Genomic DNA, 22,531 nt, shown 5'->3' with positions numbered 1-22,531 from the left:
TAAAAATTTTTATAAGGGACTAAAAAGGAGTGAACGAAATGGAAAAGAAAACAATGGGGATCCATCATATTACAGCAATCGTAGGACATCCACAAGAAAATGTAGATTTTTATGCTGGTGTATTAGGGTTACGTTTAGTGAAACAGACTGTGAATTTTGATGATCCAGGGACTTACCATCTTTATTTTGGGAATGAAGGAGGAAAACCTGGAACAATTATTACGTTTTTCCCATGGGTTGGTGCTCGTCAAGGCATTATTGGGGATGGTCAAGTAGGCATTACGTCTTATGTCGTACCAAAAGGTGCAATGGAGTTTTGGGAACATAGATTAGAAAAATTCGATGTTGCGTATACAAAAATGACTCGATTTGGAGAGCAGTATTTAGAATTTGATGATCCACATGGTTTGCATATAGAATTAGTAGAAAGAGAAGAGGGCGAATTAAATAATTGGACTTTTGGAGAAGTTACGCCAGAAGTAGCCATTAAAGGATTTGGCGGTGCTGTTCTTTTATCTGCACAACCTCAAAAAACTGCTGAATTGTTAGAGCATGTTATGGGTCTTGAGAAAATTGGAGAAGAAGGTGAATTTGTTCGATTCCGTTCTTCTGCTGATATTGGGAATATTATTGACTTGAGGTTGTCAACAATCGGGCGTGGTCAAATGGGTGTTGGTACAGTTCACCATATTGCTTGGAGAGCGAGTGACGATGCCGATCAACTAGATTGGAAAGAGCATGTATCTCGTTTTGGATATCACGTAACTCCTGTACAAGATCGAAATTATTTTAACGCGATTTATTTTAGAGAACATGGGGAAATTTTATTTGAAATTGCAACAGACCCTCCTGGTTTCGCTCATGACGAATCGTTAGAGACGATGGGTGAGGAATTAAAGTTACCGGAGCAATATGAATCACATAGAAAACAAATTGAACAAACACTTCTACCATTTGAAGTGAGAAATTTAGATTAAAGTGATTGAAAGGGGAAAAGGATTATGATGAAACATGTTTTTCAAAAAGGAAAAGATACGTCAAAACCAGTGTTGTTATTACTTCATGGTACAGGAGGTAATGAATTAGATTTATTACCACTTGCAGAAATAATTGACCCAGAAGCATCTGTATTAAGTGTTAGAGGAAATGTATTAGAAAATGGCATGCCACGTTTCTTCCGTAGATTGGCAGAAGGCATTTTTGATGAAGAAGATTTGATTTTCCGTACGAAGGAATTAAATGAGTTTTTAGATGAAGCTGCAAAAACATATGAATTTGATAGAAATAACATTGTAGCTATCGGTTATTCAAATGGAGCAAACATTGCTGCAAGTTTATTATTCCATTACGAAAATGCGTTGAAAGGTGCTGTGCTTCATCACCCAATGGTACCTAGAAGAGGAATGAAATTGCCTAATTTAGCAGAGAAATCCGTGTTTATCGCTGCCGGGACAAATGACCCGATTTGTTCATCAGCAGAGTCAGAGGAATTGAAGGCGTTATTAGAAAGTGCAACTGCAAACGTAACAATGCACTGGGAAAATAGAGGGCATCAATTAACAATGGGTGAAGTAGAAAAAGCAAAAGAATGGTATGACAAAGCATTTTAAAAAAGAAGCATCTGCTAACAATTAGTAGATGCTTCTTTTATTATTTACGATTGAATCGTAAGATGAGATGAAGAAAGTGGCAATTGAATATCAACGATCGTACCTTTATTTAATTCGCTTGAAATGTGTAATTTACCATGATGTTCCTCAATTATTTTGTAACACATCATTAATCCTAGTCCAGTTCCCTTTTCTTTTAAACTATAAAACGGTTCGCCTAGACGAGAAATACGATCTTCTGGGATACCGCAACCTTCGTCAATAATCCGTATTAAAATGAAAGTATCATCTAATGGTTTTGTTTGGATGAAAATATTTCCGCCATTTGGCATCGCTTCAATCGCATTTTTTAATATATTTATAAAAACTTGTTTTAATTGGTTACCGTCACATTGAATATCATGTGCGTAATCAAAATGATCCATAATGATGTGAACGCTATGCATAATAGCATTTGGTAAAATAAATGTAACTACCTCTTCAATCAATGCTTGTATGTTACAAGTTTTGATTGATAATACTTGTGGCTTAGACATCGCCATAAATTGACTTGTAATAGATTCCATTTGTGAAATTTCACTTAACATAACATCGATATACCATTTCTGCTCCTCATTGATTTCAGGGAGTAACAATGTTAGAAAACCTTTTAGAGAAGTGAGTGGATTTCGAATTTCATGGGCAATTCCAGCTGTCAGTTGTCCGACTACTGCAAGCTTTTCTGATTTTCGTAATAATTTTTCTGTTTCTTTTAGCTCGGTAACGTCTCTTCCCATTACGATAAGACCTTTACGGGAGCCGTCAGGATGATAGAGAGGAACTTTCGATATACTTAAGATTAGGTCGAAATCATCTCTATGAATAATAAATTCCTCACCATGAAGAATTTGTCTTTGTTGCCATGCTAGTTCGTCGACTTCTTCACAATGTAAAAAAGCTTCTCGGTACGCTTCATTATATTGAATGAGTTCACTATCTTTTTTTCCGTGGTAAGGTACATGATGGAAATTAAAGCAAGAAAGTGCGTAGTCATTTGCTTCAAGCCAGCGTCCTTCATGATCTTTAAATATAACAAACGCAGGCATGGAGTCCACTAATGTACGTAATCTCTTCTCGCTTTCTTTCAGCATATTCTCAATTCTTTCTGATTTTTCAAGAGGTTTCATAATGGCATATACGCCAGCTAGACGATTTTGGACAAAAATAGGAACTAGTTTTGTCACGACGTCTAATAAGAATCCATTTTTATGATAAATAGATAAAATATACTCTTGTTGATTATCCGCTTCCGTATTCTTTATATTTTGTAATACTTGCTCAGAAATATGGGCTTCTAAAATAGAGATAATATTTTTCTGTTCTAATTCTAAAGAAGTGTAACCTAATATTTTTTCGGCAGAAGGATTTATATGTAGAATAACTCCCTCTAAATTTAATGAAATAATACTATCAGGATTGTGTTCAAACAGAGATGCATACATTTCTGTTAAAGAACAATCTTGTATATGTTTTTGCAAACGTCTAGAAATGTTCGGATGACGTTTTTTTTGAGTTGATGAATATTTTTTACGACTCATAATAGTTCCTCCGTACAAATAGCATCTAAAAAGATTTGTCTATTCATAACTATAATATAGATGTAATGTGTATTTCTATAAAAAATGGAAGTTATATAATAAATTTTGTTTTCTTTATTTTTGAAAATTGATTATAAGGTGGTAATAAGGGAAGTTTATATTGTTTTATAAATCTTTTGTAAGTTACAGCGGTGTGGTTTCCTTATAATATTAGGATAGAAGAGGGGGAGAGAAAATGAAAAATTATATTCAAGGGATTGATCATGTGCAAGTAGCTGCGCCTGTAGGATGTGAAGAAGAAGCACGAGAATTTTATGGTGAAAAAATTGGTATGGAGGAAATACCAAAGCCAGAGGAATTAAAGAAGCGCGGTGGATGTTGGTTTAAGTGTGGAAATCAAGAGATTCATATCGGAGTTGAGCAAAACTTCAACCCAGCAAAAAAAGCGCATCCGGCTTTTTATGTTATAAAAATTGATGAATTTAAACAAGAGTTAATAAAGCAAGGTATTGTAGTAATAGATGATCATGCACGACCAGATGTAATTAGATTTTATGTGTCAGATCCGTTCGGAAATCGAATTGAATTTATGGAAAATAAAAACTAGGTGGAAATTCACCTAGTTTTTTAACTTTTTCTAAACAATCCTAATACTTCAACCGTTTCTGTAATGTTAACGAATGCATGAGGATCAATTTCAGAGATTGTTAATTTCATACTTGCCAATTCTTCACGAGAAACGACGGTCATAAGTACACGTTTCTTTTCGCTTGAATAAGCACCTTCGCCATCAAGTAATGTAATTCCACGTACAACAGTTGAAAGAAGTTGTTTTTTCATTTTTTCTGCTTCATTTGTTACAATCATAAGTGTAACCTTTCGATGTTTCGTATGAATGGCATCGATAACTTTACCAGTTACATAAATGGAAAGTAAGCTTGTAAGTGCAACATCCCAAGTGAAGAAGAATCCTGCAATTATTACAACGACTGCATTTAAAATAATAAGGAATCCGCCGAGTTTAATGTCTCTTTTGCGAGACAACAACATACCGATAATATCAAATCCACCAGTTGATCCATTACAGTTAAAAACAAGACCGATACCAGCTCCGGCAATGACACCACCAAAGATAGATGATAAAAGCGGATCTGTTGCGACGACTTTCACTGGGACGTAGTATAATGCAACAGATAATACAATAACAGAGATAATAGTGTTAAAAATGACTTTTTTTCCAAGACCTATGTATCCTAAAATAAGGATAGGTAAGTTTAATACAAAGTTAATAATACCTGTGTTTACAGGAGTTACAATCCCTAAAATAATAGCAATTCCGCCAATTCCACTACTTAAAATTTTGTGGGGGATAAGGAAAAGATTAAAGGCAATCGCAATAATAATAGAACCAATAATAACACCAAGAAATCTGACCATCTCTTTCCCGTCCTTCACTAAAAAATTCATATTATTTCAAGATTATATATGATATTGAAAGTTTTGGGTAAAAACAGTTTATTTCGGGAAATTAGATTAATCAAAAGAATTTGAGTATTTTATTATTTGAAAGGGGATACAGTTGTGAATATAAAAACATATCAACAGAAAAGCCCGTTGAAGCAAGAATGTGAGGATTCTTATTTTTGTAATGAAGAAAAAAAGATTTATGGTGTATGTGACGGTGCAACACCGCTCGTACCCTTTCGTGATGAAAAGGGACATAATGGAGCATACATCGCTTCACATTTATTTGCAAGTTATTTTGCTTCATTACGTGAAAATCATAGTTTACCAGTTGCAGTTGCAAAAGCAAATGAAGCATTGCAAAGCAAAATGTTAGAGTATGAAGTAGATACGAGAAAGAAAGAGCATTTGTGGTGCACATGTATTGCGGCAGTGCAAATAGTTGGTGAGAAAATTGAATATGCACAGTTAGGGGACTGTATGATTGTCGCAATATTTCAAAATGGAACGATGCAAGTATTAACGAAAGACACGGTTGAAGGAATTAGTAAAAGAGCAAAAAAGAAGAGAGAAGAAGATCGTAAAAGAGGGTTATCTGTGCCAGAAGAACATGTTTTTCAAAATGTGAAAGAACAGTTAAAATACAATCGTTATCTTGCAAATATGCAGGGCGGGTATTCCGTTGCAAATGGAATGAAAGAAGCGATACATTATTTACAATATGGTGAATTACATATAGATGAAGTAAGCGGGATTTTTATTTGTTCAGACGGATTATTCCACCCAGATTGGCCAATCGAACAAACTGTTGCATATATAAGAAAGAATAGTATAAAGGAATATGTAGCCATTATTGAAGAGCTAGAAGGGAAAAAGAGAATAAGACCAGATGATAAAACAATAATGATTATTGATTTGTAAGGGGGATGTTCAAATGGAAATTAAATGTGTTAATTTAACATTTCAAGATGAATTAGTTCCTTTAGAAAAAGTAAACAAACTGATTATCCACCATACATCCGAAGATGGATGGGATGTGTATAAAACACATGAATTTCATCAAAAAGTAAGAGGATGGAGCGGGATCGGTTACAATTATTTTATTGAAGAAGATGGAACTATAGTCGAAGGACGAGGTTTACATATTGGAGCGCATGCGAAAGATAATAATAGAGATACAATTGGGATATGTATGACGGGTAATTTTGATAAATATGATCCAACTACCGCACAAATGAATGCATTATATTCTTTATGTAAAATGTTTATGAAGCAGTTTGCTATAAAGAAAGAAAATATACTCGGTCATAGGGAGCTAGAAGGCGTTACAAAAAGTTGTCCTGGAAAGCGTTTTTCTATGGTAGAGTTAAGAAACGTACTATCTTACATATAGAGGAGTAATAAATAATGATGAATATAAAAATACCAAATGATAAAAAAGAAGAGCTAGTAGCACAAATTCAACAATTTTTCGTTGAAGAAGATTTAGATGAAATTGGGCGCTTTCAAGCAGAGCGTTTAATAGAAGAAATGATTAAATTAGTAGGACCATTTGCATACAATCAAGCAATTGGAGATGCTAGAAAACTTGTAACAGAGAAACTATCTAATATTGAAGAAGATTTGTATGTGTTAGAGAAGAATGAAGGGAAGTAAACTTTCTCCAATTATAAAATAAGTATTTGCCACGGCTTCTTTCCGATGTTTTGGTTGGAAAGGGCCGTGAAATTGTTTTTGATCATATAAAATAAAACCTCTTTTTGGTCAGGATCCTAGAATTAAAAAACGTTACTCTTTCTTAACAAGCTAGATGAGAAAGAATAACGTTTTTTTAGATTGAGATTAAAAATATATTATCTTAATTTTATCTTTTTTTAATAATTTATTTATGGGCAATTTATAGTTGCTATTTATAATTCCTATATATAACAGCTATGGATACTACGAAAAAAACTTGGAGGTGTAAGCGATTAGCTGTAATTAAAATTTAAAACATGAATTGCTCACATAGAATCTTATTTTGGAAGATAAGTGGTGTAATTCTTTGTTAAATGAAGGAAGGGATTGGAAAGCGATGAATAAAACAATTTTAAAAACATGTATCATATCAGCAGTTTTAGGTGGAAGTCTATTAAGTGAAACGACTGGAGAGGTGAAAGCAGAAGCGGTTACAGCAAACACGAATCATACTGGTGTATTCAAAGATGTTCCAAAGGGACACTGGGCATATGAGGCGATTCAGCAATTAACAGGTAAGAAAATCATTTTTGGCTATGATGATGGAAGATTTGGGTTTGGAGATAACGTAACACGCGAACAGGTTGCAGCTTTAATGTATCGTTATTTTAATATGGAAGAAAACAAAAATTATGAGAACCCATACAGTGACGTAAGTGAAGATTCAACAAGCTATATAAAGGAAATTTTATCTTTAACAGAAATGGGTGTTTTTAAGGGGGATGAGCATGGAAACTTTAGACCGCAGGCATCGTTAACACGTGCAGAAATGGCGCAGGTTCTTACAAATGCTTTTCATTTAAAGGCAAAGAGTGATCACACTTTTACTGACGTTTCAACGAACTCATGGGCAAGAAATGCGATTAGTGCTGTTCAAACAAATAATATTGCAAAAGGAGTAGGAGAAGGGAAATTTGCTCCAAGTATGGATGTGACGCGTGAACAGTATGCACAATTTTTATATAAAGCAATACAAGGAACTGAGCAAACTAAACAAACGAAAGGGCAATTACTAGCTAGCATACTTGGTGAAACAAATTGGCAAGGGACAAAAGTCTATGACAAAGATCATAATGATGTAACGAAAGAAAATCAAAATTTCATTGGGCTTGCAAAATATGATGCTAAAACTGCAAGGTATGAATTTTTTAATGCAAATACAGGAGAGAGTCGTAATGATAGCGGTACCTTTTTTATAACGAATGATGGGAAGAAAAGAGTGCTAATTTCTGAAACGCAAAATTATCAAGCTGTTGTTGAATTAACGCAATTAGATAAGCAGAAATTTACATATAAAAGAATGGGGAAAGATGTAAAAGGGAACGATGTAGAGGTGTTTGTTGAACATATTCCGTACCATGAAAAAGAACTTTCTTTCACGCGGCCTGATAAAAATTTGGAAAGCTCGACAGGTAAAATAGTTAAAGATGTTGATGGAGATGAAATTTTATCTAGTACACTATGGAACGGAACTGTGGTATTAGACGAACAGGGTAATGATGTAACAAAATATAACTCAAACTTAATCAGTCTAGCAAAATACGATAAAAATACAAATAAATACGAGTTTTTCAATGTGAATACTGGAGAAAGTCGTGGAGACTACGGTTTCTTTGATGTTGTACATGGTAATAAAATAAGGGCCCATGTTTCGTTAGGAAATAATAAATATGGTGCGGTTCTTGAACTTACTGAGCTAAATAAAGAGAAATTTACGTATACAAGACTAGGGAAAGATGCGAATGGAAAAGATATAAAAATCTTTGTTGAGCACGAACCGTATACAGGTGACCTAAAACCAATTTTCACAAAGTAAGATGTAAAATAGTTGTTTATAGACAAAAAGATGCCTTCAGGCATCTTTTTGTCGTTTTAAAATGATTTTACAGGTAAATATAAAATACAAATTCTTTTTTCTCGGATCTAGTAACTTCCTACTTGCACCACCATACATCTTTGTTCTGTTTTATTTATTCTCTTTATGATCTTTATATTCATGTACTTTCTCTTTTACATTACCAACCGTATCTTTAGCAGTGCCTTTTACTTTATCCCATTTTCCTTCGGCTTGTAATTTTTTGTTGTCAGTTACTTTCCCAACAACTTCTTTTACTTCACCCTTTACCTTATCAATAGCACCTTCTACTTTTTCTTTTAGACCATGATCATGTTTAGTCATACATTTCTCCTCCTTGTAGTTTGATTAGAATTCTCTTTTCATATTGCAAGTTGAATGATGTATCTAGTAATAGCGTAACAAATCTAGTTTGAATATTCAAATGATTAATAGGATAGAAAAGGAATTGTCATAGAATGTATAAGATTGTAATGGAAGGAGAAAGAATGTTAATTACATGTCTTTTGCAGTCCATATTGATTTTGTATAAGCAATTTTCATATGGGCACGTTCCATATTATTTTGACTGCCGCTACCGAAACTTGCTTGTCCAACTATTAAATTACAATTGAATTCAATAGCTGTTTCAATTCGTTTTTGAATTAATGCAGTATGACAGCCGTTACGTTGAAATTCTGGCAGAGTAGCAGAAGCAGCTAATGAAGCAACACCGTTCTTTATATAGAGAACTCCTATACTAGCAGGAGTGTTTTGAACTTCGGCTATGAAAAAATGCCAGCCGGGTTTATTGTAGAGAATTTCGTTATTTTGGCGCACGCCATCTTTTGTAAAGGACGGCATATTAAATCCACGTACATATATGTCGGCAAACGTATCAAACTCATTTTCTTTCAGGTGGCGTACTGAAATATGAGAAGGAAGAAGGGGCGAATCTTCTCTCGGTATACTATATAAAGCGGTATGGAAGCTGGATTGGTACAACCCTTTTTCAGATAAGTATTGAAATAGTTTAGTTGTGCCTTGAGCTGGTGTAATTTCAAAGCGGCAAGGGATTTGTAGTGATTGATAATAAGAGATAATTTCATCTATCTCATCTGTATTTGTAAAGGTGACGCCTTTTACTGTGTTAAAAGCAGGACCAGCAATTATTTTTGATGAAAAGGCGGTGGCACTCCCGAACTTTTTCATTTGTACTTGCATTGGATTTCCGTTTATTGCTTGCAGTAGCGTTAATCTAGAAGAAAGCATATGTATTTCTGCGCTTTCAATTTCTTGTGCTGTATTGAGCGTTATAATAGTACTCATAAAATTCCTCCATTAATAAATATATTTCATAGTACATATACGATGTTTGTTCTGAGATTCCTGTTGAAATGTAAGAGAATAAGAGGTTTTTTGGAAGGGAAATGGAAGTGAACTGTCGAAGGGAGTGGAAACAGATTAAAGGTGGTGCTCTCATGAAACAGAAAGACGTGCAGACATGCTCTTATTGTGGCTCACATCACATCGGGGAAGGTGAGTTTATCGGCTATGCACAAATACGGAAAAAGGAGACGATGTTCACATCTTCACCAGTAGATGCTTATATTTGTACAGATTGCGGGAATATCCTTTTATTAAAAGTACGACATTATGAAAAGTTTAAACAGAAGCCGTTATGATTATGGAAAAGTGTTTTTATTAGGGAAATTAATAGGAGTAATATTTTACATATATATGAGTATGCCTTATATAAAGAGATGACAACATATACTGTGTGGGATGCTTATTAATCGTTGCACAACGTACAAAAATGTATAGAAGAAATTGTGAATTAGTATGAGAAAGAAAAATTAGCCCTTCCTGGAATATCTTATACCGAAAACTCCTTTAAATGAATAGGGGAGTTTTTGTTTTTTTCTGTAACAATAATTACTTTTAATTGTTATAATTGGTTATTGAGGTGGGGGCGGGCTGCCCATAAAAGTCCGATTGGTTCAACTAATAATCAGTGGGGGGATGAAGAAAACCCCAACTGATTAAAGTTTCACTTTATTAAAAGAAACTGCTGAGAAAATGTGGATGGCTATTACGTAAGTAAAGAAGTGGCAGAAGGATATATAGTGTACGGACAAAAGATTTCAAAATATATCGCGTTAGGGTTTAGTTTGCTCATTTTATCTACAACACCGTATTTATTATTTAAAGAAAATGCAACAATGTCGAAATTCCTTGTCATTATCATTGCCGCCCTTGGAATTGGAGCAATGATGATACCTGCAACGATAGAAGAGAGTCGATACAATGTATTGAAAAAAGAAGAACTACTATTTGATCAAAACTTTCTAAAAGAATTGACAAAAAGATATGAAGTAATTAAGAAGAAGTATGCTGCAGTGATGATTGTTGGATTTTGTTTTATAGCCGCAGGCGCAATCCCGTTTTTGTTTGAGAAAAAGCATATCACTTCAGGAGAATTAGTTCAATATTATCCGTACTGTTTTGTATTTATTGCAATTGGAGTCTATCTTTTTATTCGTGTTGTCGGAGTGTGGGAGATGTATCGAATTTTAGTAGAAAATAAGGAATACAGTAATCGATTTATTTTTAAAATGAAAAAGAAAGTAAGGAAAAAGGTAGATAGTTTATAAAAAATAAAAAACATGTTTCGAATCAACGTATTCAAAACATGTTTTTTATCGTTCTGAATTATTTCTAAAGAAATAATTCAGAAAATACAGAAAAATGTCGTAATCATTTGTAGAAGTCTGTTATAATAAATGAAAAATGAAAAGGCTTTAAAGGGGGATGTAACCAATATGATGATGAATGTACCGCTCACAATTAGTTCTATGATGGAAAGAGCAGAGAAACTGTTTTCGAAGAAAGAAATTGTTTCACGGACACATGATACAATTACGACGTTAACGTATAAGCAGTTAGGTGAAAGGACGAGAAGGCTTTCCAGTTCGTTAAAAAAATTAGGAATTAAAGAAGGCGAGCGTATAGGAACGTTAGCGTGGAATCATCATCGACATGTGGAAGCTTATTTTGCTATTCCTGGTATTGCTTCAGTTTTACACACAATTAATATTCGTTTATCTCCTCAACATATTTCATACATTATTCAACATGCAGAAGATCGCATTCTACTTATTGATGAAGATCTCGTACCACTCGTTGAAAATATTCAATCACAATTATCAACTGTACAAGCCTACATTATTATGACTGATAAAGATGAACTTCCAAATACTACGCTAGAACCTGTATATCATTATGAAAAACTATTAGAAGAAGGCGATCCAAATTTCCAATTTGTAAAAGATATTGATGAAAATACACCTGCTGGTATGTGTTATACGTCAGCGACTACAGGAAATCCAAAAGGTGTTGTATATACGCATCGTAGTACTGTACTGCATTGCATGGCACTCGGTTTAGCGGATACAGCTGCTTTATCGGAAAGTGATGCGGCAATGGCGATTGTACCGATGTTCCATGTGAACGCTTGGGGACTTCCTTTCGCTGCTACTTGGTTTGGATCAAAACAAGTTCTTCCAGGACCGATGTTTACGCCAAAAATTTTATTAGAAATGATTCAATCAGAAAAAGTAACATTAGCGGCCGGTGTACCGACAATTTGGCTCGGTGTATTACAAGAGTTAGAAAATAATAGTTACGATTTATCTAGTATGACGAGAATACTATGCGGTGGTGCAGCTGCACCGAAGAGTGTTATTAAAGCATTTGAACAGAAACACAATGTTCCGTTCATCCATGCATATGGTATGACTGAAACAAGCCCACTCGTAACACTTGCACGTTTAAAAAGTTATGAAACAGAATTATCGTATGAAGAGCAATTAGAAATTCGATCAAAACAAGGGTATCTTGTTCCTGGTGTAGAGATGAAAGTAGTCGGTACGAATGGTGAAGTGAAGTGGGATGGTACAGAGATGGGAGAACTATGTTTACGAGCACCATGGATCGCTGAAAGCTATTATAACGATGATCGTACTGTCGAAGGTTTTCGTGATGGTTGGTTATATACAGGAGATGTCGTTACGGTTGATGAGGAAGGCTGCGTGAAAATCGTCGACCGTACGAAAGATGTGATTAAAAGCGGGGGCGAGTGGATTTCCTCAGTTGACCTTGAAAATGCTTTAATGGCACATGATGCTATATTTGAAGCGGCTGTCGTTGCCGTTCCTCATCCGCAGTGGCAAGAGCGACCTGTTGCCTGTGTTGTTCAAAAGAAAAATAGTACAGTAACGAAAGAAGAAATATATGAGTTTTTAAAACCACAGTTTGCGAAGTGGTGGTTACCAGACGATATTGTATTTATGGAAGAAATACCGAAAACATCTGTTGGGAAGTTTTTAAAGCAGGCGCTTCGGAAAGAACTTGAGCATTTGCATAAAGAAAAATAATTAAATTTATATTTGTAAACCGATACGGAAAATAAGTTGACAAAAACTAAATAGAAATATAATATAACTCCTATAATATGTTATCTAAAAATCATTTTAAGTTTACAAATAGGAGGAGCAAATATGAATACAAAAAACTTAGTTTTCGTCGCTTTATTTAGTTCTATTATGGGAGTGTTAGGGTTAATACCTCCAATTGCTCTTTCTATTACACCAGTTCCTATTACATTACAATCACTCGGTATTATGCTTGCTGGTGGGTTGTTAGGGGCACGTCTTGGTGCGTTAAGTCAGCTTATTTTCTTACTTATTGTAGGAGTAGGAGCACCATTACTTGCTGGTGGACGCGGTGGTCCAGGTGTATTTGTTGGACCAAGTGCAGGATATTTACTTGGTTATATCGTTGGAGCGTTTGTCATTGGTTATTTAATTGAGCGCTTACGTGAAGTTTCTATAATAAAGGTATTATGTATTAATATAATTGGTGGTATTTTCGTAGTTTATGTATTTGGTATTATTGTACAAGCTTTCGTAATGGATATTTCTATATGGCAGACGATGAAAGTAAGTGTCGTATTTTTACCAGGCGATTGCATAAAAGCGATTATAGCAGCAATTCTTGTAACGAAATTACATCGTTCATTGAAACATATTATTACGCCTGCTCTAAAGAGTGGGAAATATACAAATGCAGGATAAGAAAGAGAAGAAACACGTTCATTGCGTGTTTCTTTTTATTATTTTGTAAAGGAAGGACGTCTCAAATGGGGATTACAAAAGAATATAAAGAGCATGCCTCTTTACAACCAAATAAAATAGCAATAAGGGAAAATAATCGAGTTTTAACATATAAAGATTGGTTTGAGTCAGTGTGTAAAGTTGCAAACTGGTTGAATGAAAAAGAATCGAAGAATAAAACGATAGCAATTGTATTAGAAAATAGTATAGAATTTTTACAACTATTTGCTGGCGCTGCTATGGCCGGATGGGTTTGTGTACCATTAGATATAAAGTGGAAACAGGATGAGCTCAAAGAAAGAATTGCAATTAGTAATCCGGATATGATTGTGACAGAGCGATATAAGGTAAATGATCTACCGGATGAAGAAAAAAGAGTAATAGAAATTGATGAGTGGAAAAGAATGATAGAGAACGATCTGCCTACATATTATCCTGTAGAAAATGTAAAAAATGCTCCGTTCTATATGGGATTTACATCAGGATCGACTGGGAAGGCGAAAGCATTTTTACGTGCACAACAATCGTGGGTTCATAGTTTCGATTGCAATATATATGATTTTCATATAAAAAAAGAAGATTCTATTTTAATAGCTGGGACGCTCGTTCATTCTCTTTTCTTATATGGCGCAATAAGTGCATTATATGTAGGGCAAACAGTGCATATAATGAAAAAGTTTATTCCAGATCAAGTACTAGATGAGTTAGAGGCGGAGCATATTTCGGTCATGTATACAGTTCCGACAATGCTAGAATCTTTATATAAAGAAAATAGAGTAATAGAAAATGAAATGAAAATTATTTCGTCAGGAGCGAAATGGGAAGCTGAAGCGAAAGAAAAAATAAAGGGTATATTTCCTTATGTGCAAAAATATGAATTTTACGGTGCATCGGAACTAAGTTTTGTAACAGCACTAGTTGATGATGAGAGCGATAGAAGGCCCAATTCAGTAGGGAAACCTTGTCACAATGTGCAAGTTCGAATATGTAATGAAGCAGGAGAAGAAGTGCAGAAAGGCGAGATAGGAACTGTTTATGTGAAGAGTGATCAGTTTTTTATGGGATACATATTGGATCAGGTTTTCATTCCGGAGCTGACTGCAGATGGCTGGATGACAGTACGTGATGTAGGTTATGAAGATGAAGAAGGCTTTATTTATATTGTCGGTAGAGAGAAGAATATGATTTTATTTGGAGGAATTAATATTTTCCCAGAAGAAATAGAAAGTGTATTGCATGAACATCCAGCTGTTGATGAAATAGTTGTAGTTGGTGTGAAAGATAGTTATTGGGGTGAAAAACCTGTCGCCATCGTAAAAGGAAGTGCTACGAAGCAACAATTAAAAAGTTTTTGCTTACAACGATTATCCTCGTTTAAAATACCGAAAGAATGGCATTTTGTAGATGAAATACCGTATACAAATAGCGGGAAAATAGCTCGTATTGTAGCAAAAAATATGATTGAAAACCGGGAGAAGATATATGAATAGAGCGGTTATTGTAGAAGCGAAAAGGACGCCCATTGGTAAGAAGAATGGGATGTTTAAAGATTATGAAGTTCAGCAATTAGCAGCGCCGCTTCTTACGTTTTTAAGTAAAGGAATAGAGAGAGAGATAGACGATGTTATATTAGGGAATGTTGTTGGGCCGGGAGGAAATGTTGCAAGATTATCTGCTTTAGAAGCAGGACTTGGCTATCATATTCCTGGTGTAACGATTGATCGGCAATGTGGTGCGGGTTTGGAAGCGATTCGCACCGCATGTCATTTCATTCAAGGCGGTGCAGGTAATTGCTATATTGCAGGAGGAGTAGAGAGTACAAGTACATCACCATTTCAAAATAGAGCGAGATTTTCACCAGAAACAATTGGTGATCCTAATATGGGAGTGGCGGCTGAATATGTTGCAGAGCGTTATAATATATCGCGAGAAATGCAAGACGAATACGCTTGTCTTAGTTATAAACGGACACTGCAAGCATTAGAAAATGGATATTTACAAGATGAAATACTTTCTTTTAATGGATCTTTAGATGAGGCTATAAAACGAGAAATGAAGTATGAAAGAATGATTAAAAGAACTAAGCCCGCATTTTTACAAAATGGTACAGTAACGGCAGGTAATTCGTGCGGTGTAAATGATGGGGCATGTGCCGTTCTTGTAATGGAAGAGGGGCAAGCCCGAAAATTAGGATATAAGCCTGTACTTCGTTTCGTTCGTAGTGCTGTAGTTGGAGTGGATCCAAATCTTCCGGGAACTGGTCCGATATTTGCAGTGAACAAATTGTTAAAAGAAATGAATATAAAGGTAGAAGAAATCGATTATTTTGAAATAAATGAAGCATTTGCTTCAAAGGTTGTTGCTTGTGCAAAGGAGTTACAAATTCCTTTTGAAAAATTAAATGTAAATGGTGGAGCAATTGCGCTTGGTCACCCGTACGGTGCATCTGGTGCTATGCTCGTAACACGTTTGTTTTATCAGGCACAAAGGGAGTATATGGAATATGGAATTGCGACGTTAGGAATTGGTGGTGGAATAGGGCTTGCTCTATTATTTGAAAAAGTAGAAGACTAGAAAAGAACTAGTTTTCTACTTTTTGAGGAACATAAGCGTTGCTACCAGGTTTTGCTTTTATTTCATTCCAAGCAGCGATAGCATCAGCTTTTGATTTTCTTTTGTTATTTGGATCTTCGAAAAAGTCGCGAGTAAAGCAATTATATTCAAACTGCGCACTAATAGTTGTTTTATAAGTAGGGTCTTTTTTACGTTCGTTTTCTTCATGCCAAAAAGTTATCGCATCTTCATATGTTTTTCCAACATTCTCCTTAAAAAACTTTTGAAGAGCTACTGTAAAGCGGAAGTTTGCTCCGATTTTTTCTTTGAAAAAAGCACGAACATCTTCGCTACAGCGGTGATTGTTAGTAATAATCGTTTGAAGAGAAAGTTCTTTATAAGAGAGAGAAGCTTTACTCACCTTTTGACTAGAGCTGTTTTTTAATATTTTACCAGTATGTAAATAATGTGAGATACGCTCGGTTATTTCAATCTTAGAGCCACTAGCTGGTAACCCATGCTCACGACAAAATGTTTGGAGTTCTGCTTTTAACCAATAAAAGTTTTGGAAATCTTCAAGTGATATAAACTTTGTTAAAGGTGGACGCATGAATGTAACAACTACTTTCTTCCATAATTTTCTTTGATTATAAAACATACGTTCTTTTTATGGAAGGATTAATTGTAAATATAATGGGAAGAGGAGATTATATATGGAAAATGTAATGCAAGTTCGTGTTACGGGAATTTTAATTGAAGGTGAAAAGATTTTGTTAGTAAAGCAAAAGGTGGCTAATCGCAATTGGTCTTTACCTGGAGGAAGGTTAGAGAATGGTGAAACGTTAGAAGAAGCGATGATCCGAGAAATGAGAGAAGAAACAGGGTTAGAAGTTAAAATTAAGAAGCTACTCTATGTTTGTGATAAACCTGATGCTAGCCCATCTTTATTACATATTACGTTTTTGCTTGAAAGGATTGAAGGTGAAATTACGCTACCTTCTAACGAGTTTGATCATAATCCGATTCAAGATGTGCAAATGGTACCGATTAAAGATTTAAGTCATTATGGTTTTTCGGAAACTTTTATCACTCTTATAAGTGGCGGTTTTGTAAATGCAGGGAGCTATCAAGGCTTGAAACAAAATATAGGCTTGTAAATATAGTTGAAGGATAGCCGTTAGCTATCCTTCATAAACATGTTTTACACGGCTGACTGTAAGGAAGAAACAAGTTGATTTAAAAATTCATCACCGGTCATAGACGCTTTTCCGCCGCCGCGCGCACTCTTTTTATTTCCGCCACCTTTTCCTTCAATGGCAGGAAGAGCATCTTTTAAAAGTGCGTTCATATCAAGTGTGACTGTTTTTCCGCAAGCGAGGATGCATTGTAGTTTGTCATCATTTTCGATAACGAAATATGTAAGGGCATGTTCTTGTTGTTCTGTAATAATAGCAGAAAGCTTTGCGATTTCTTGCATAGAACGATTTTTAAATACTTTAGAAATAAGTATGCCAGCATGTATTTCGGCAGGCTGTTGCAGTAGTTCATTTGCCTCTGCATATAATAATTTTTCATTCATTGTTTGTATTGCTTTTTCGTTTTCTTTTTGAGAAGTAAGCAGTTGTGCTACTTTTGTCGGAATATCATTCTCGCTACTGTTTAATTGTTTAGAAACATCTTTTATAATTTGTTGCTGTTGCCCCATAAGTTTTAGTGTGCGCCAGCCAGCGATAAAGGTTAATCGTATGCCGCCTTTATTACGCTCCCATCCTAATACTTGAATAGGACCTACTTCACCTGTATGTTTCGGATGTGTTCCGCCACAGCCGTTGTAGTCTAAGTTTTCAATTATAACAACACGTATATTTTCTGTTAAAGTCGGTTCTTTACGAAGGGGCAACGTTTTCGCTTCTTCTAAGTTCATCCACTGGATGCGGATTGGATGGTTTTCAAAAACAATTTTGTTTGCAATTTGTACTGCTTTTTCAACCGTTTCTGCATGGAGATTTTCTGTTTCTAAATCAATTGTTACCGTCTCTTTACCAAGATGGAATCCGATCGTAGGTATGTTAAAATGGTCCCAAAAAGCAGCGGATAAAATGTGCTGAGCTGCATGTTGCTGCATATGATCAAAACGGCGCTCCCAATTGATTTTACCTTCTACTTCTTCAGTATGTAATTGTTCTACAATAAAGTGACGAATTTCTCCATTTATCTCTTCTACATTGATTACATCGATATCATTTAATGTGCCGGTATCATACGGTTGTCCGCCACCTGTCGGATAAAATGCCGTTTCGTTTAAAATAACGTATAAGTTACCGTCTTTATCATAATCTTGCTTTATAATTTTAGTAGTAAAGTCTTGCTTATAAGCATCAGTGTAATATAATTTTTTCTCCAATTTTCTTTCCCCTTTCGTGTTCACTAGTTTCATTGTAAAGCAATTGAAATTAGTTTCCTAATATTTCAGAAGAAAGAAACTATTTTTAGAATTTTCTTGCTATAATAAGAAAAAGAAAATGCGGGGGTGGAATGAATATGTTATATGAAAACGGCGTAGATAAAATGCTTAGTTTAAGCAAAAATATTTCTGAATTGTATCGAGAATTAAATGAAATGACCCGGATTTTAACGGACTGTAATCGAGAAAGTGTGAAGTTCGATCGGTTATATGTAAAAGAGGTACTGTGGAAGAAAGAAGATGTAATAGAGAAATATGACCAGCTACTTGTGCAACTTTGTATAAATGAATGCTTTGATCTAAAAAGTGTCATTACAGGGGAATATAAGTATACATATGAAGAAGTAGAAAATATCGTTTTACAATTTAATGAGAAGTATAATGTCACAATTTTAATTAAGGATGTTTGTAAAGAATTACAGTTTACATACGGCATAGATATGGATATAACGAGAACAACTCGAGTATCAACAGCTCAAGTATAAAAAGGGAAAAGAAAGCAGATCCTTTGCTTTCTTTTTTCATGTAAGAACAGGGAGAGTAGGTTTTTTAGATGAAGGGGAAGTTGCAAAATATACATCCATTAGGAATGACAATTATAATAGGGACTTTATTTGCGAGGTTTGCCACGTCAATGAGTATTCCTTTTTTAGCAATTTATTTAACGACTGTTAAAGGTGTATCAGCTGGAATGACGGGTGCTATTATTGGAACGAGTGCACTTGTTGGAGTTTTTGCTAGTTTTATTGGAGGGAATTTATCGGATCGATTCGGTCGAAATATGATTATAATATGGTCCATGATTGTTTGGGTGTTTGTATTTATAGGCTTTTCGTTTGCAAATCATGTTTTAAGTTTCTTTTTATTAAATGCTCTCAATGGATTATGTAGGTCCTTTTTTGAACCGACGTCAAGAGCATTATTATCAGATTTAACGAAACCAGAGTATCGTTTACTCGTATATAATTTGCGTTACGGTGCAATCAATGTTGGAGTAGCGATTGGTCCACTTGTCGGATTACAGATTGGAAGCGCAAAATCAACAATTCCGTTTTTAGTGGCAGCTGGAGTATACATTCTATATACAGCTATATTAGCATTCCAATTTAAGAAGTATCCAATTGAAAAAAAGAAAGTAAATACAGAAAAGCCTGTCACAATGTTAAATGCAATTCGCATTTTGCGAAAGGATGTCGTATTTTTAGTTGCCTTATTCGGTATTATTTTGAGCAATTGTGGTTTTTCTCACTTAACGACAACAGTATCTCAATATTTTGCAAATGCACATATATTTCAGGATGGGGTGAAATTATTTTCATATATGTTAGCTTTAAATGCGATTGTTGTAGTCGTAATTCAATATCCTGTTATTCAAATGTGTAAAAAGTATACACCGTTAGTATCCATTATGGTTGGAACTTTATTTGTGAGCGGAGGATTGTTTGGATTTGGAATAGTAGAATCTATGCTAGGTGCTGCTATGTGCACAATTATTTTTACAATTGGAGAAGTTCTCATGTTTTCAATGACGGACGTATTTATAGATGATATAGCTGTTTCGCATTTAAAAGGTACATATTTTGGAGCAATGGGATTTTCAGGAATTGGAGCAGTAATTGGTCCATGGTTTGGGGGAGTACTTCTCGATTACTACGGGTACCAAAATGGATTTATTGTCTTTTTAGCGCTAGCTATATTTTCAACTGTAGCATTTCCTGTACTTTTAGTTACAAAAGGTTTATTGAAAAAAAGGGATGATAGAAATTGTAATTTAGAATTACATGCGAAATAAAGTGAAACTTTAATCAGTGGGGGGTTCATCCCCCACTGATTATCAGCCCTCACCAATCGGACGTTTACGGACAGTTGATCTCCCACCTAACTTCTTTGCTCCAACTGCATTTTGAGGTGGGAGTTTTACTGTCCGTTAACGCGGGATAAAATAAGCCCCAGCAGATGACTGGGGCTTATTTTTGTATTTATCCCGCTATTGACGGGCAGTAAAACTTCCATTGATTAAAGTTTTACTTTATTTTAATTCTCAATTTGAAAAAGAACTTTTTCCTCATGTTTATTAGCAACTTCGTTTTTGGAAATATGAATGGCTAAATATCCATTCTCTAAGCAGGCTAGCATCTTCTTATAAATAATATTAGCGGGTAAAGGAATGATCCGCTGCAAAGAAATATTTTTATGAAGTATGCAAATGTTTAGGCCTGTCTCCATCTTTTTAATGACTACATTTTGTTCAGATACATTCGGTACATCTGTTTCCAAAATGTACTCTTGTTCAGTTTCGCAAAGGTCAATATGAATTTGGTTTGGGAAACTAAAGTTACTACAAGAATCAGAACAAAATTGATCCATCCATTCTTCGAAACCATCAACATGAAAAAGACAATCCTTCTTTTTCTTGCCCATGTAAGACACCCTCCGTAAAATCTCAATTCATACTATGTTATGCATGAATGAAGTAGGGGTGAAGAATAAATGGAAAAATATAAACATTGTATGTGATAAAGGTAGCTAGTGTGAGCCTTTTGTTTTACATATCATGATGTGCATGATTTTTTTGGCGTGAATGGTTACGGTTTTTTACTTTATGAGATCCGCTTAATGGTTCAGGTTGTCCCTTTTTTTCTTTTGCTTCACGATTGTTTTTTCCCATTGTATGTGACACCTCCTCTTTCTCTTTAGAATGAGAGAAGTTTGCAAATTTATACGAGAATGTTTTTAGAAAAAAAGGTAAAGATAAATGGGACTAACTATTATGGAAAGGGGATTATATAATGCCATATCATAAAGATAAACAACAAGCTTTTCAAGCAGCGCAGCAAGGAGTTACACAAGCAGAACATGCATTTAACAACATTGTAAAAAATGATCCAAACTACGGTCATGACTTAAAAGAGTTGCGCCAAGAGGTTCAGGAGGCGTATGAACAGATTCAAAATGCATTAGAAGTAGCTTCGGAAACACAACGCCCACAACTTGAGCAATACGAAAATAATCTCCAAAATATTATGCAACATGTAGATCAATTAGAAAAGTAAATGAGGTTGTTGTGTATTCGGCAACCTCTTACTTTCATGAACATTATGCGAAAACAGAAAATTTTTCTATTCGTTTTCTCTTTATTATGCGCAGTACATATATTTCAAGTTGAAAAAGTGGAAGCGAAAATGTTGCTCAGAAAAGAGCTAGAACCAACTGGCTATGTAACGTGGGAAGTACCTAATAATGAAAAGATTATTGCCATTACATTTGATGATGGACCAGATCCAACTTATACACCACAAATTTTACATTTATTACGTCAATATAAAGCAGAAGCGACATTTTTTATGATTGGATTTCGAGTTCAGCGTAATCCATATTTGGTGAAACAAGTGTTAAAAGAGGGACATGAAGTTGGAAATCATACGATGAATCATTTGTATGCGAGTAATTCATCAGATGAAAAATTAGAAAATGATATTTTAGATGGAAAGAAATATTTTAAAAAATGGGTGAAAGAACCTTTGCTATTCCGTCCTCCTGGCGGATATATTAACGATGCTGTATTTAAAACAGCTAAAGAAGCTGGATATCAAACTGTTCTATGGTCGTGGCATCAAGACCCGCGTGATTGGGCGAATCCAGGGGTTGAATCCATTGTAAATCATGTAGTGAAACATGCTAAAAGTGGAGATATTGTATTGTTACATGATGGAGGGAATGATCGTAGTCAAACAGTAGCAGCATTAGCAAAAATTTTACCTGAGCTGAAAAAACAAGGTTATCGATTTGTGACGGTTTCGGAATTACTACTTTATAAACATTAGAAAAAATCCCAAAAGGAAATGGACCTTTTGGGATTTTTCGTTACTGGTTCTTTTTACGTTTCTTATTATTTTGTCGCTCTGCGGGAGTTAAAGGCTCATTTGCAAATTCTTCATTGTAACCAGTTCCTTGACCTTGTGCAGATGCAGCATTCATTCCTGAAATAGTATGATTTGCTTTTCTTTTACCCATTTTATTTCACCTCTATAACTTTTTTTGTATGTTGAATGATGAGCAGTTCATAGTATGTATGAACTATAAGCAAAGCGCTAATAGAGCACTTTACTTTATGGTAA

At 34.8% G+C, this 22,531-nt stretch carries 26 protein-coding genes and 2 pseudogenes; 19 read left to right on the top strand and 9 right to left on the bottom strand.

The features are described 5' to 3' along the window. Positions 1-38 precede the first annotated feature (38 nt). Positions 39-977: a ring-cleaving dioxygenase gene (locus FS742_RS18530; protein WP_144614284.1), complete on the top strand. Its 939-nt coding sequence runs from the start codon at positions 39-41 to the stop codon at positions 975-977. Between the two features lie 24 nt (positions 978-1,001). Further along, the gene (locus tag FS742_RS18525) at positions 1,002-1,610 is read left to right on the top strand and encodes an alpha/beta hydrolase (protein WP_144614282.1); all 609 of its coding nucleotides are present in this window, start codon (positions 1,002-1,004) and stop codon (positions 1,608-1,610) included. A 44-nt stretch (positions 1,611-1,654) separates the two neighbouring features. Here the strand turns inward: FS742_RS18525 and FS742_RS18520 are convergent, their stop codons facing one another. Beyond that, positions 1,655-3,187, bottom strand: coding sequence for a BA3702 family sensor histidine kinase (locus FS742_RS18520; protein WP_144614280.1), 1,533 nt, complete (start codon positions 3,185-3,187; stop codon positions 1,655-1,657). Between the two features lie 235 nt (positions 3,188-3,422). Between FS742_RS18520 and FS742_RS18515 the strand changes: the two genes are divergently transcribed. Next, positions 3,423-3,794, top strand: coding sequence for a VOC family protein (locus FS742_RS18515; RefSeq protein WP_144614278.1), 372 nt, complete (start codon positions 3,423-3,425; stop codon positions 3,792-3,794). Between the two features lie 20 nt (positions 3,795-3,814). On the opposite strand, the gene FS742_RS18510 is transcribed toward FS742_RS18515, so the two are convergent. After that, on the bottom strand, positions 3,815-4,654 hold the full coding sequence (locus tag FS742_RS18510; RefSeq protein WP_141669153.1) for a YitT family protein: 840 nt from the start codon (positions 4,652-4,654) through the stop codon (positions 3,815-3,817). A 96-nt stretch (positions 4,655-4,750) separates the two neighbouring features. Here FS742_RS18510 and FS742_RS18505 point away from each other — a divergent pair, with 96 nt between their 5' ends. The 4 genes from FS742_RS18505 (at position 4,751) to FS742_RS18490 (ending at position 8,204) form a co-directional block, all read left to right on the top strand. Continuing rightward, entirely contained in the window at positions 4,751-5,572 is an 822-nt protein-coding gene (locus FS742_RS18505; protein ID WP_144614277.1) for a protein phosphatase 2C domain-containing protein, read from the top strand. Between the two features lie 13 nt (positions 5,573-5,585). Then, the gene (locus tag FS742_RS18500; RefSeq protein WP_000402967.1) at positions 5,586-6,044 is read left to right on the top strand and encodes a peptidoglycan recognition protein family protein; all 459 of its coding nucleotides are present in this window, start codon (positions 5,586-5,588) and stop codon (positions 6,042-6,044) included. A 14-nt stretch (positions 6,045-6,058) separates the two neighbouring features. After that, positions 6,059-6,307 (top strand): DUF2164 domain-containing protein, encoded by a 249-nt coding sequence (locus FS742_RS18495; protein ID WP_000981070.1) that lies wholly within the window; start codon positions 6,059-6,061, stop codon positions 6,305-6,307. A gap of 418 nt (positions 6,308-6,725) precedes the next feature. Then, complete coding sequence (locus FS742_RS18490) at positions 6,726-8,204, top strand: DUF4822 domain-containing protein (RefSeq protein WP_144614275.1); 1,479 nt, start codon at positions 6,726-6,728, stop codon at positions 8,202-8,204. Positions 8,205-8,354: 150 nt separating this feature from the next. Here FS742_RS18490 and FS742_RS18485 read toward each other — a convergent pair whose 3' ends face one another. Beyond that, positions 8,355-8,567 (bottom strand): CsbD family protein, encoded by a 213-nt coding sequence (locus tag FS742_RS18485; protein WP_144614273.1) that lies wholly within the window; start codon positions 8,565-8,567, stop codon positions 8,355-8,357. 171 nt (positions 8,568-8,738) lie between these two features. Continuing rightward, positions 8,739-9,551 carry a GNAT family N-acetyltransferase gene (locus tag FS742_RS18480; RefSeq protein ID WP_144614272.1) on the bottom strand — a complete coding sequence of 271 codons (813 nt, stop codon included), beginning with the start codon at positions 9,549-9,551 and terminating at the stop codon, positions 8,739-8,741. 152 nt (positions 9,552-9,703) lie between these two features. Here FS742_RS18480 and FS742_RS18475 point away from each other — a divergent pair, with 152 nt between their 5' ends. The 7 genes and pseudogenes from FS742_RS18475 to FS742_RS18450 all read left to right on the top strand — a co-directional run bounded on the left by FS742_RS18475 (position 9,704) and on the right by FS742_RS18450 (position 15,970). After that, the gene (locus tag FS742_RS18475) at positions 9,704-9,907 is read left to right on the top strand and encodes a hypothetical protein (RefSeq protein ID WP_144614270.1); all 204 of its coding nucleotides are present in this window, start codon (positions 9,704-9,706) and stop codon (positions 9,905-9,907) included. An 18-nt stretch (positions 9,908-9,925) separates the two neighbouring features. Further along, positions 9,926-10,060: pseudogene (locus FS742_RS28295) on the top strand (GNAT family N-acetyltransferase); the annotation flags it as partial. Positions 10,061-10,297: 237 nt separating this feature from the next. Next, positions 10,298-10,876, top strand: a pseudogene (locus tag FS742_RS18470) (helix-turn-helix domain-containing protein); the annotation flags it as partial. Positions 10,877-11,044: 168 nt separating this feature from the next. Further along, entirely contained in the window at positions 11,045-12,658 is a 1,614-nt protein-coding gene (locus FS742_RS18465; protein WP_144614268.1) for a long-chain fatty acid--CoA ligase, read from the top strand. Between the two features lie 123 nt (positions 12,659-12,781). Next, positions 12,782-13,357: a biotin transporter BioY gene (locus tag FS742_RS18460; protein WP_144614267.1), complete on the top strand. Its 576-nt coding sequence runs from the start codon at positions 12,782-12,784 to the stop codon at positions 13,355-13,357. Between the two features lie 65 nt (positions 13,358-13,422). Beyond that, positions 13,423-14,886 carry an acyl-CoA synthetase gene (locus FS742_RS18455; RefSeq protein WP_144614265.1) on the top strand — a complete coding sequence of 488 codons (1,464 nt, stop codon included), beginning with the start codon at positions 13,423-13,425 and terminating at the stop codon, positions 14,884-14,886. Further along, a complete protein-coding gene (locus FS742_RS18450) occupies positions 14,879-15,970 on the top strand; it encodes an acetyl-CoA C-acyltransferase (RefSeq protein ID WP_144614263.1) in 1,092 nt (363 codons plus the stop codon). The genes FS742_RS18455 and FS742_RS18450 overlap by 8 nt, the downstream gene beginning before the upstream one ends. A gap of 7 nt (positions 15,971-15,977) precedes the next feature. On the opposite strand, the gene FS742_RS18445 is transcribed toward FS742_RS18450, so the two are convergent. Then, positions 15,978-16,559: a DUF6434 domain-containing protein gene (locus tag FS742_RS18445; protein ID WP_144614699.1), complete on the bottom strand. Its 582-nt coding sequence runs from the start codon at positions 16,557-16,559 to the stop codon at positions 15,978-15,980. Between the two features lie 103 nt (positions 16,560-16,662). On the opposite strand from FS742_RS18445, the gene FS742_RS18440 reads away from it, so the two are divergent. Further along, the gene (locus FS742_RS18440) at positions 16,663-17,106 is read left to right on the top strand and encodes an NUDIX hydrolase (RefSeq protein WP_144614261.1); all 444 of its coding nucleotides are present in this window, start codon (positions 16,663-16,665) and stop codon (positions 17,104-17,106) included. A gap of 44 nt (positions 17,107-17,150) precedes the next feature. On the opposite strand, the gene FS742_RS18435 is transcribed toward FS742_RS18440, so the two are convergent. Further along, entirely contained in the window at positions 17,151-18,353 is a 1,203-nt protein-coding gene (locus FS742_RS18435) for an alanyl-tRNA editing protein (protein ID WP_186327192.1), read from the bottom strand. Positions 18,354-18,490: 137 nt separating this feature from the next. Here FS742_RS18435 and FS742_RS18430 point away from each other — a divergent pair, with 137 nt between their 5' ends. After that, positions 18,491-18,898 carry a hypothetical protein gene (locus tag FS742_RS18430; protein WP_144614258.1) on the top strand — a complete coding sequence of 136 codons (408 nt, stop codon included), beginning with the start codon at positions 18,491-18,493 and terminating at the stop codon, positions 18,896-18,898. Positions 18,899-18,966: 68 nt separating this feature from the next. Continuing rightward, entirely contained in the window at positions 18,967-20,205 is a 1,239-nt protein-coding gene (locus tag FS742_RS18425; protein WP_144614256.1) for an MDR family MFS transporter, read from the top strand. 242 nt (positions 20,206-20,447) lie between these two features. Here the strand turns inward: FS742_RS18425 and FS742_RS18415 are convergent, their stop codons facing one another. Together FS742_RS18415 and FS742_RS18410 are read right to left on the bottom strand one after the other, a co-directional pair. Then, complete coding sequence (locus FS742_RS18415) at positions 20,448-20,834, bottom strand: Hsp20/alpha crystallin family protein (protein ID WP_000516735.1); 387 nt, start codon at positions 20,832-20,834, stop codon at positions 20,448-20,450. A gap of 124 nt (positions 20,835-20,958) precedes the next feature. After that, positions 20,959-21,081 carry a small acid-soluble spore protein P gene (locus FS742_RS18410; protein WP_000517650.1) on the bottom strand — a complete coding sequence of 41 codons (123 nt, stop codon included), beginning with the start codon at positions 21,079-21,081 and terminating at the stop codon, positions 20,959-20,961. Between the two features lie 121 nt (positions 21,082-21,202). Between FS742_RS18410 and FS742_RS18405 the strand changes: the two genes are divergently transcribed. Then, positions 21,203-21,466 (top strand): hypothetical protein, encoded by a 264-nt coding sequence (locus FS742_RS18405; protein WP_001146291.1) that lies wholly within the window; start codon positions 21,203-21,205, stop codon positions 21,464-21,466. Between the two features lie 45 nt (positions 21,467-21,511). Then, positions 21,512-22,237, top strand: a complete 726-nt coding sequence (gene pdaB / locus FS742_RS18400) for a polysaccharide deacetylase family sporulation protein PdaB (protein ID WP_144614697.1) — start codon at positions 21,512-21,514, stop codon at positions 22,235-22,237. Positions 22,238-22,277: 40 nt separating this feature from the next. Here pdaB and sspO read toward each other — a convergent pair whose 3' ends face one another. Then, positions 22,278-22,427 (bottom strand): acid-soluble spore protein SspO, encoded by a 150-nt coding sequence (sspO, locus tag FS742_RS18395; RefSeq protein ID WP_000518057.1) that lies wholly within the window; start codon positions 22,425-22,427, stop codon positions 22,278-22,280. Positions 22,428-22,531: the final 104 nt, after the last annotated feature.

The organism is Bacillus cereus, assembly GCF_007678085.1.
Classification (GTDB): Bacteria; Bacillota; Bacilli; order Bacillales; family Bacillaceae_G; genus Bacillus_A; species Bacillus_A cereus_BE.
This window is presented reverse-complemented; position numbering and strand designations above follow the sequence as displayed.

What these genes read in the sequence shown, in the direction of transcription:
- FS742_RS18530 (WP_144614284.1), top strand. Translation starts at nt 39, where the DNA reads ATGGAAAAGAAAACAATGGGGATCCATCATATTACAGCAATCGTAGGA.
- FS742_RS18525 (WP_144614282.1), top strand. Translation starts at nt 1,002, where the DNA reads ATGATGAAACATGTTTTTCAAAAAGGAAAAGATACGTCAAAACCAGTG.
- FS742_RS18520 (WP_144614280.1), bottom strand. Translation starts at nt 3,187, where the DNA reads ATGAGTCGTAAAAAATATTCATCAACTCAAAAAAAACGTCATCCGAAC.
- FS742_RS18515 (WP_144614278.1), top strand. Translation starts at nt 3,423, where the DNA reads ATGAAAAATTATATTCAAGGGATTGATCATGTGCAAGTAGCTGCGCCT.
- FS742_RS18510 (WP_141669153.1), bottom strand. Translation starts at nt 4,654, where the DNA reads ATGAATTTTTTAGTGAAGGACGGGAAAGAGATGGTCAGATTTCTTGGT.
- FS742_RS18500 (WP_000402967.1), top strand. Translation starts at nt 5,586, where the DNA reads ATGGAAATTAAATGTGTTAATTTAACATTTCAAGATGAATTAGTTCCT.
- FS742_RS18495 (WP_000981070.1), top strand. Translation starts at nt 6,059, where the DNA reads ATGATGAATATAAAAATACCAAATGATAAAAAAGAAGAGCTAGTAGCA.
- FS742_RS18490 (WP_144614275.1), top strand. Translation starts at nt 6,726, where the DNA reads ATGAATAAAACAATTTTAAAAACATGTATCATATCAGCAGTTTTAGGT.
- FS742_RS18485 (WP_144614273.1), bottom strand. Translation starts at nt 8,567, where the DNA reads ATGACTAAACATGATCATGGTCTAAAAGAAAAAGTAGAAGGTGCTATT.
- FS742_RS18480 (WP_144614272.1), bottom strand. Translation starts at nt 9,551, where the DNA reads ATGAGTACTATTATAACGCTCAATACAGCACAAGAAATTGAAAGCGCA.
- FS742_RS18475 (WP_144614270.1), top strand. Translation starts at nt 9,704, where the DNA reads ATGAAACAGAAAGACGTGCAGACATGCTCTTATTGTGGCTCACATCAC.
- FS742_RS18465 (WP_144614268.1), top strand. Translation starts at nt 11,045, where the DNA reads ATGATGATGAATGTACCGCTCACAATTAGTTCTATGATGGAAAGAGCA.
- FS742_RS18460 (WP_144614267.1), top strand. Translation starts at nt 12,782, where the DNA reads ATGAATACAAAAAACTTAGTTTTCGTCGCTTTATTTAGTTCTATTATG.
- FS742_RS18455 (WP_144614265.1), top strand. Translation starts at nt 13,423, where the DNA reads ATGGGGATTACAAAAGAATATAAAGAGCATGCCTCTTTACAACCAAAT.
- FS742_RS18450 (WP_144614263.1), top strand. Translation starts at nt 14,879, where the DNA reads ATGAATAGAGCGGTTATTGTAGAAGCGAAAAGGACGCCCATTGGTAAG.
- FS742_RS18445 (WP_144614699.1), bottom strand. Translation starts at nt 16,559, where the DNA reads ATGCGTCCACCTTTAACAAAGTTTATATCACTTGAAGATTTCCAAAAC.
- FS742_RS18440 (WP_144614261.1), top strand. Translation starts at nt 16,663, where the DNA reads ATGGAAAATGTAATGCAAGTTCGTGTTACGGGAATTTTAATTGAAGGT.
- FS742_RS18430 (WP_144614258.1), top strand. Translation starts at nt 18,491, where the DNA reads ATGTTATATGAAAACGGCGTAGATAAAATGCTTAGTTTAAGCAAAAAT.
- FS742_RS18425 (WP_144614256.1), top strand. Translation starts at nt 18,967, where the DNA reads ATGAAGGGGAAGTTGCAAAATATACATCCATTAGGAATGACAATTATA.
- FS742_RS18415 (WP_000516735.1), bottom strand. Translation starts at nt 20,834, where the DNA reads ATGGGCAAGAAAAAGAAGGATTGTCTTTTTCATGTTGATGGTTTCGAA.
- FS742_RS18410 (WP_000517650.1), bottom strand. Translation starts at nt 21,081, where the DNA reads ATGGGAAAAAACAATCGTGAAGCAAAAGAAAAAAAGGGACAACCTGAA.
- FS742_RS18405 (WP_001146291.1), top strand. Translation starts at nt 21,203, where the DNA reads ATGCCATATCATAAAGATAAACAACAAGCTTTTCAAGCAGCGCAGCAA.
- pdaB (WP_144614697.1), top strand. Translation starts at nt 21,512, where the DNA reads ATGCGAAAACAGAAAATTTTTCTATTCGTTTTCTCTTTATTATGCGCA.
- sspO (WP_000518057.1), bottom strand. Translation starts at nt 22,427, where the DNA reads ATGGGTAAAAGAAAAGCAAATCATACTATTTCAGGAATGAATGCTGCA.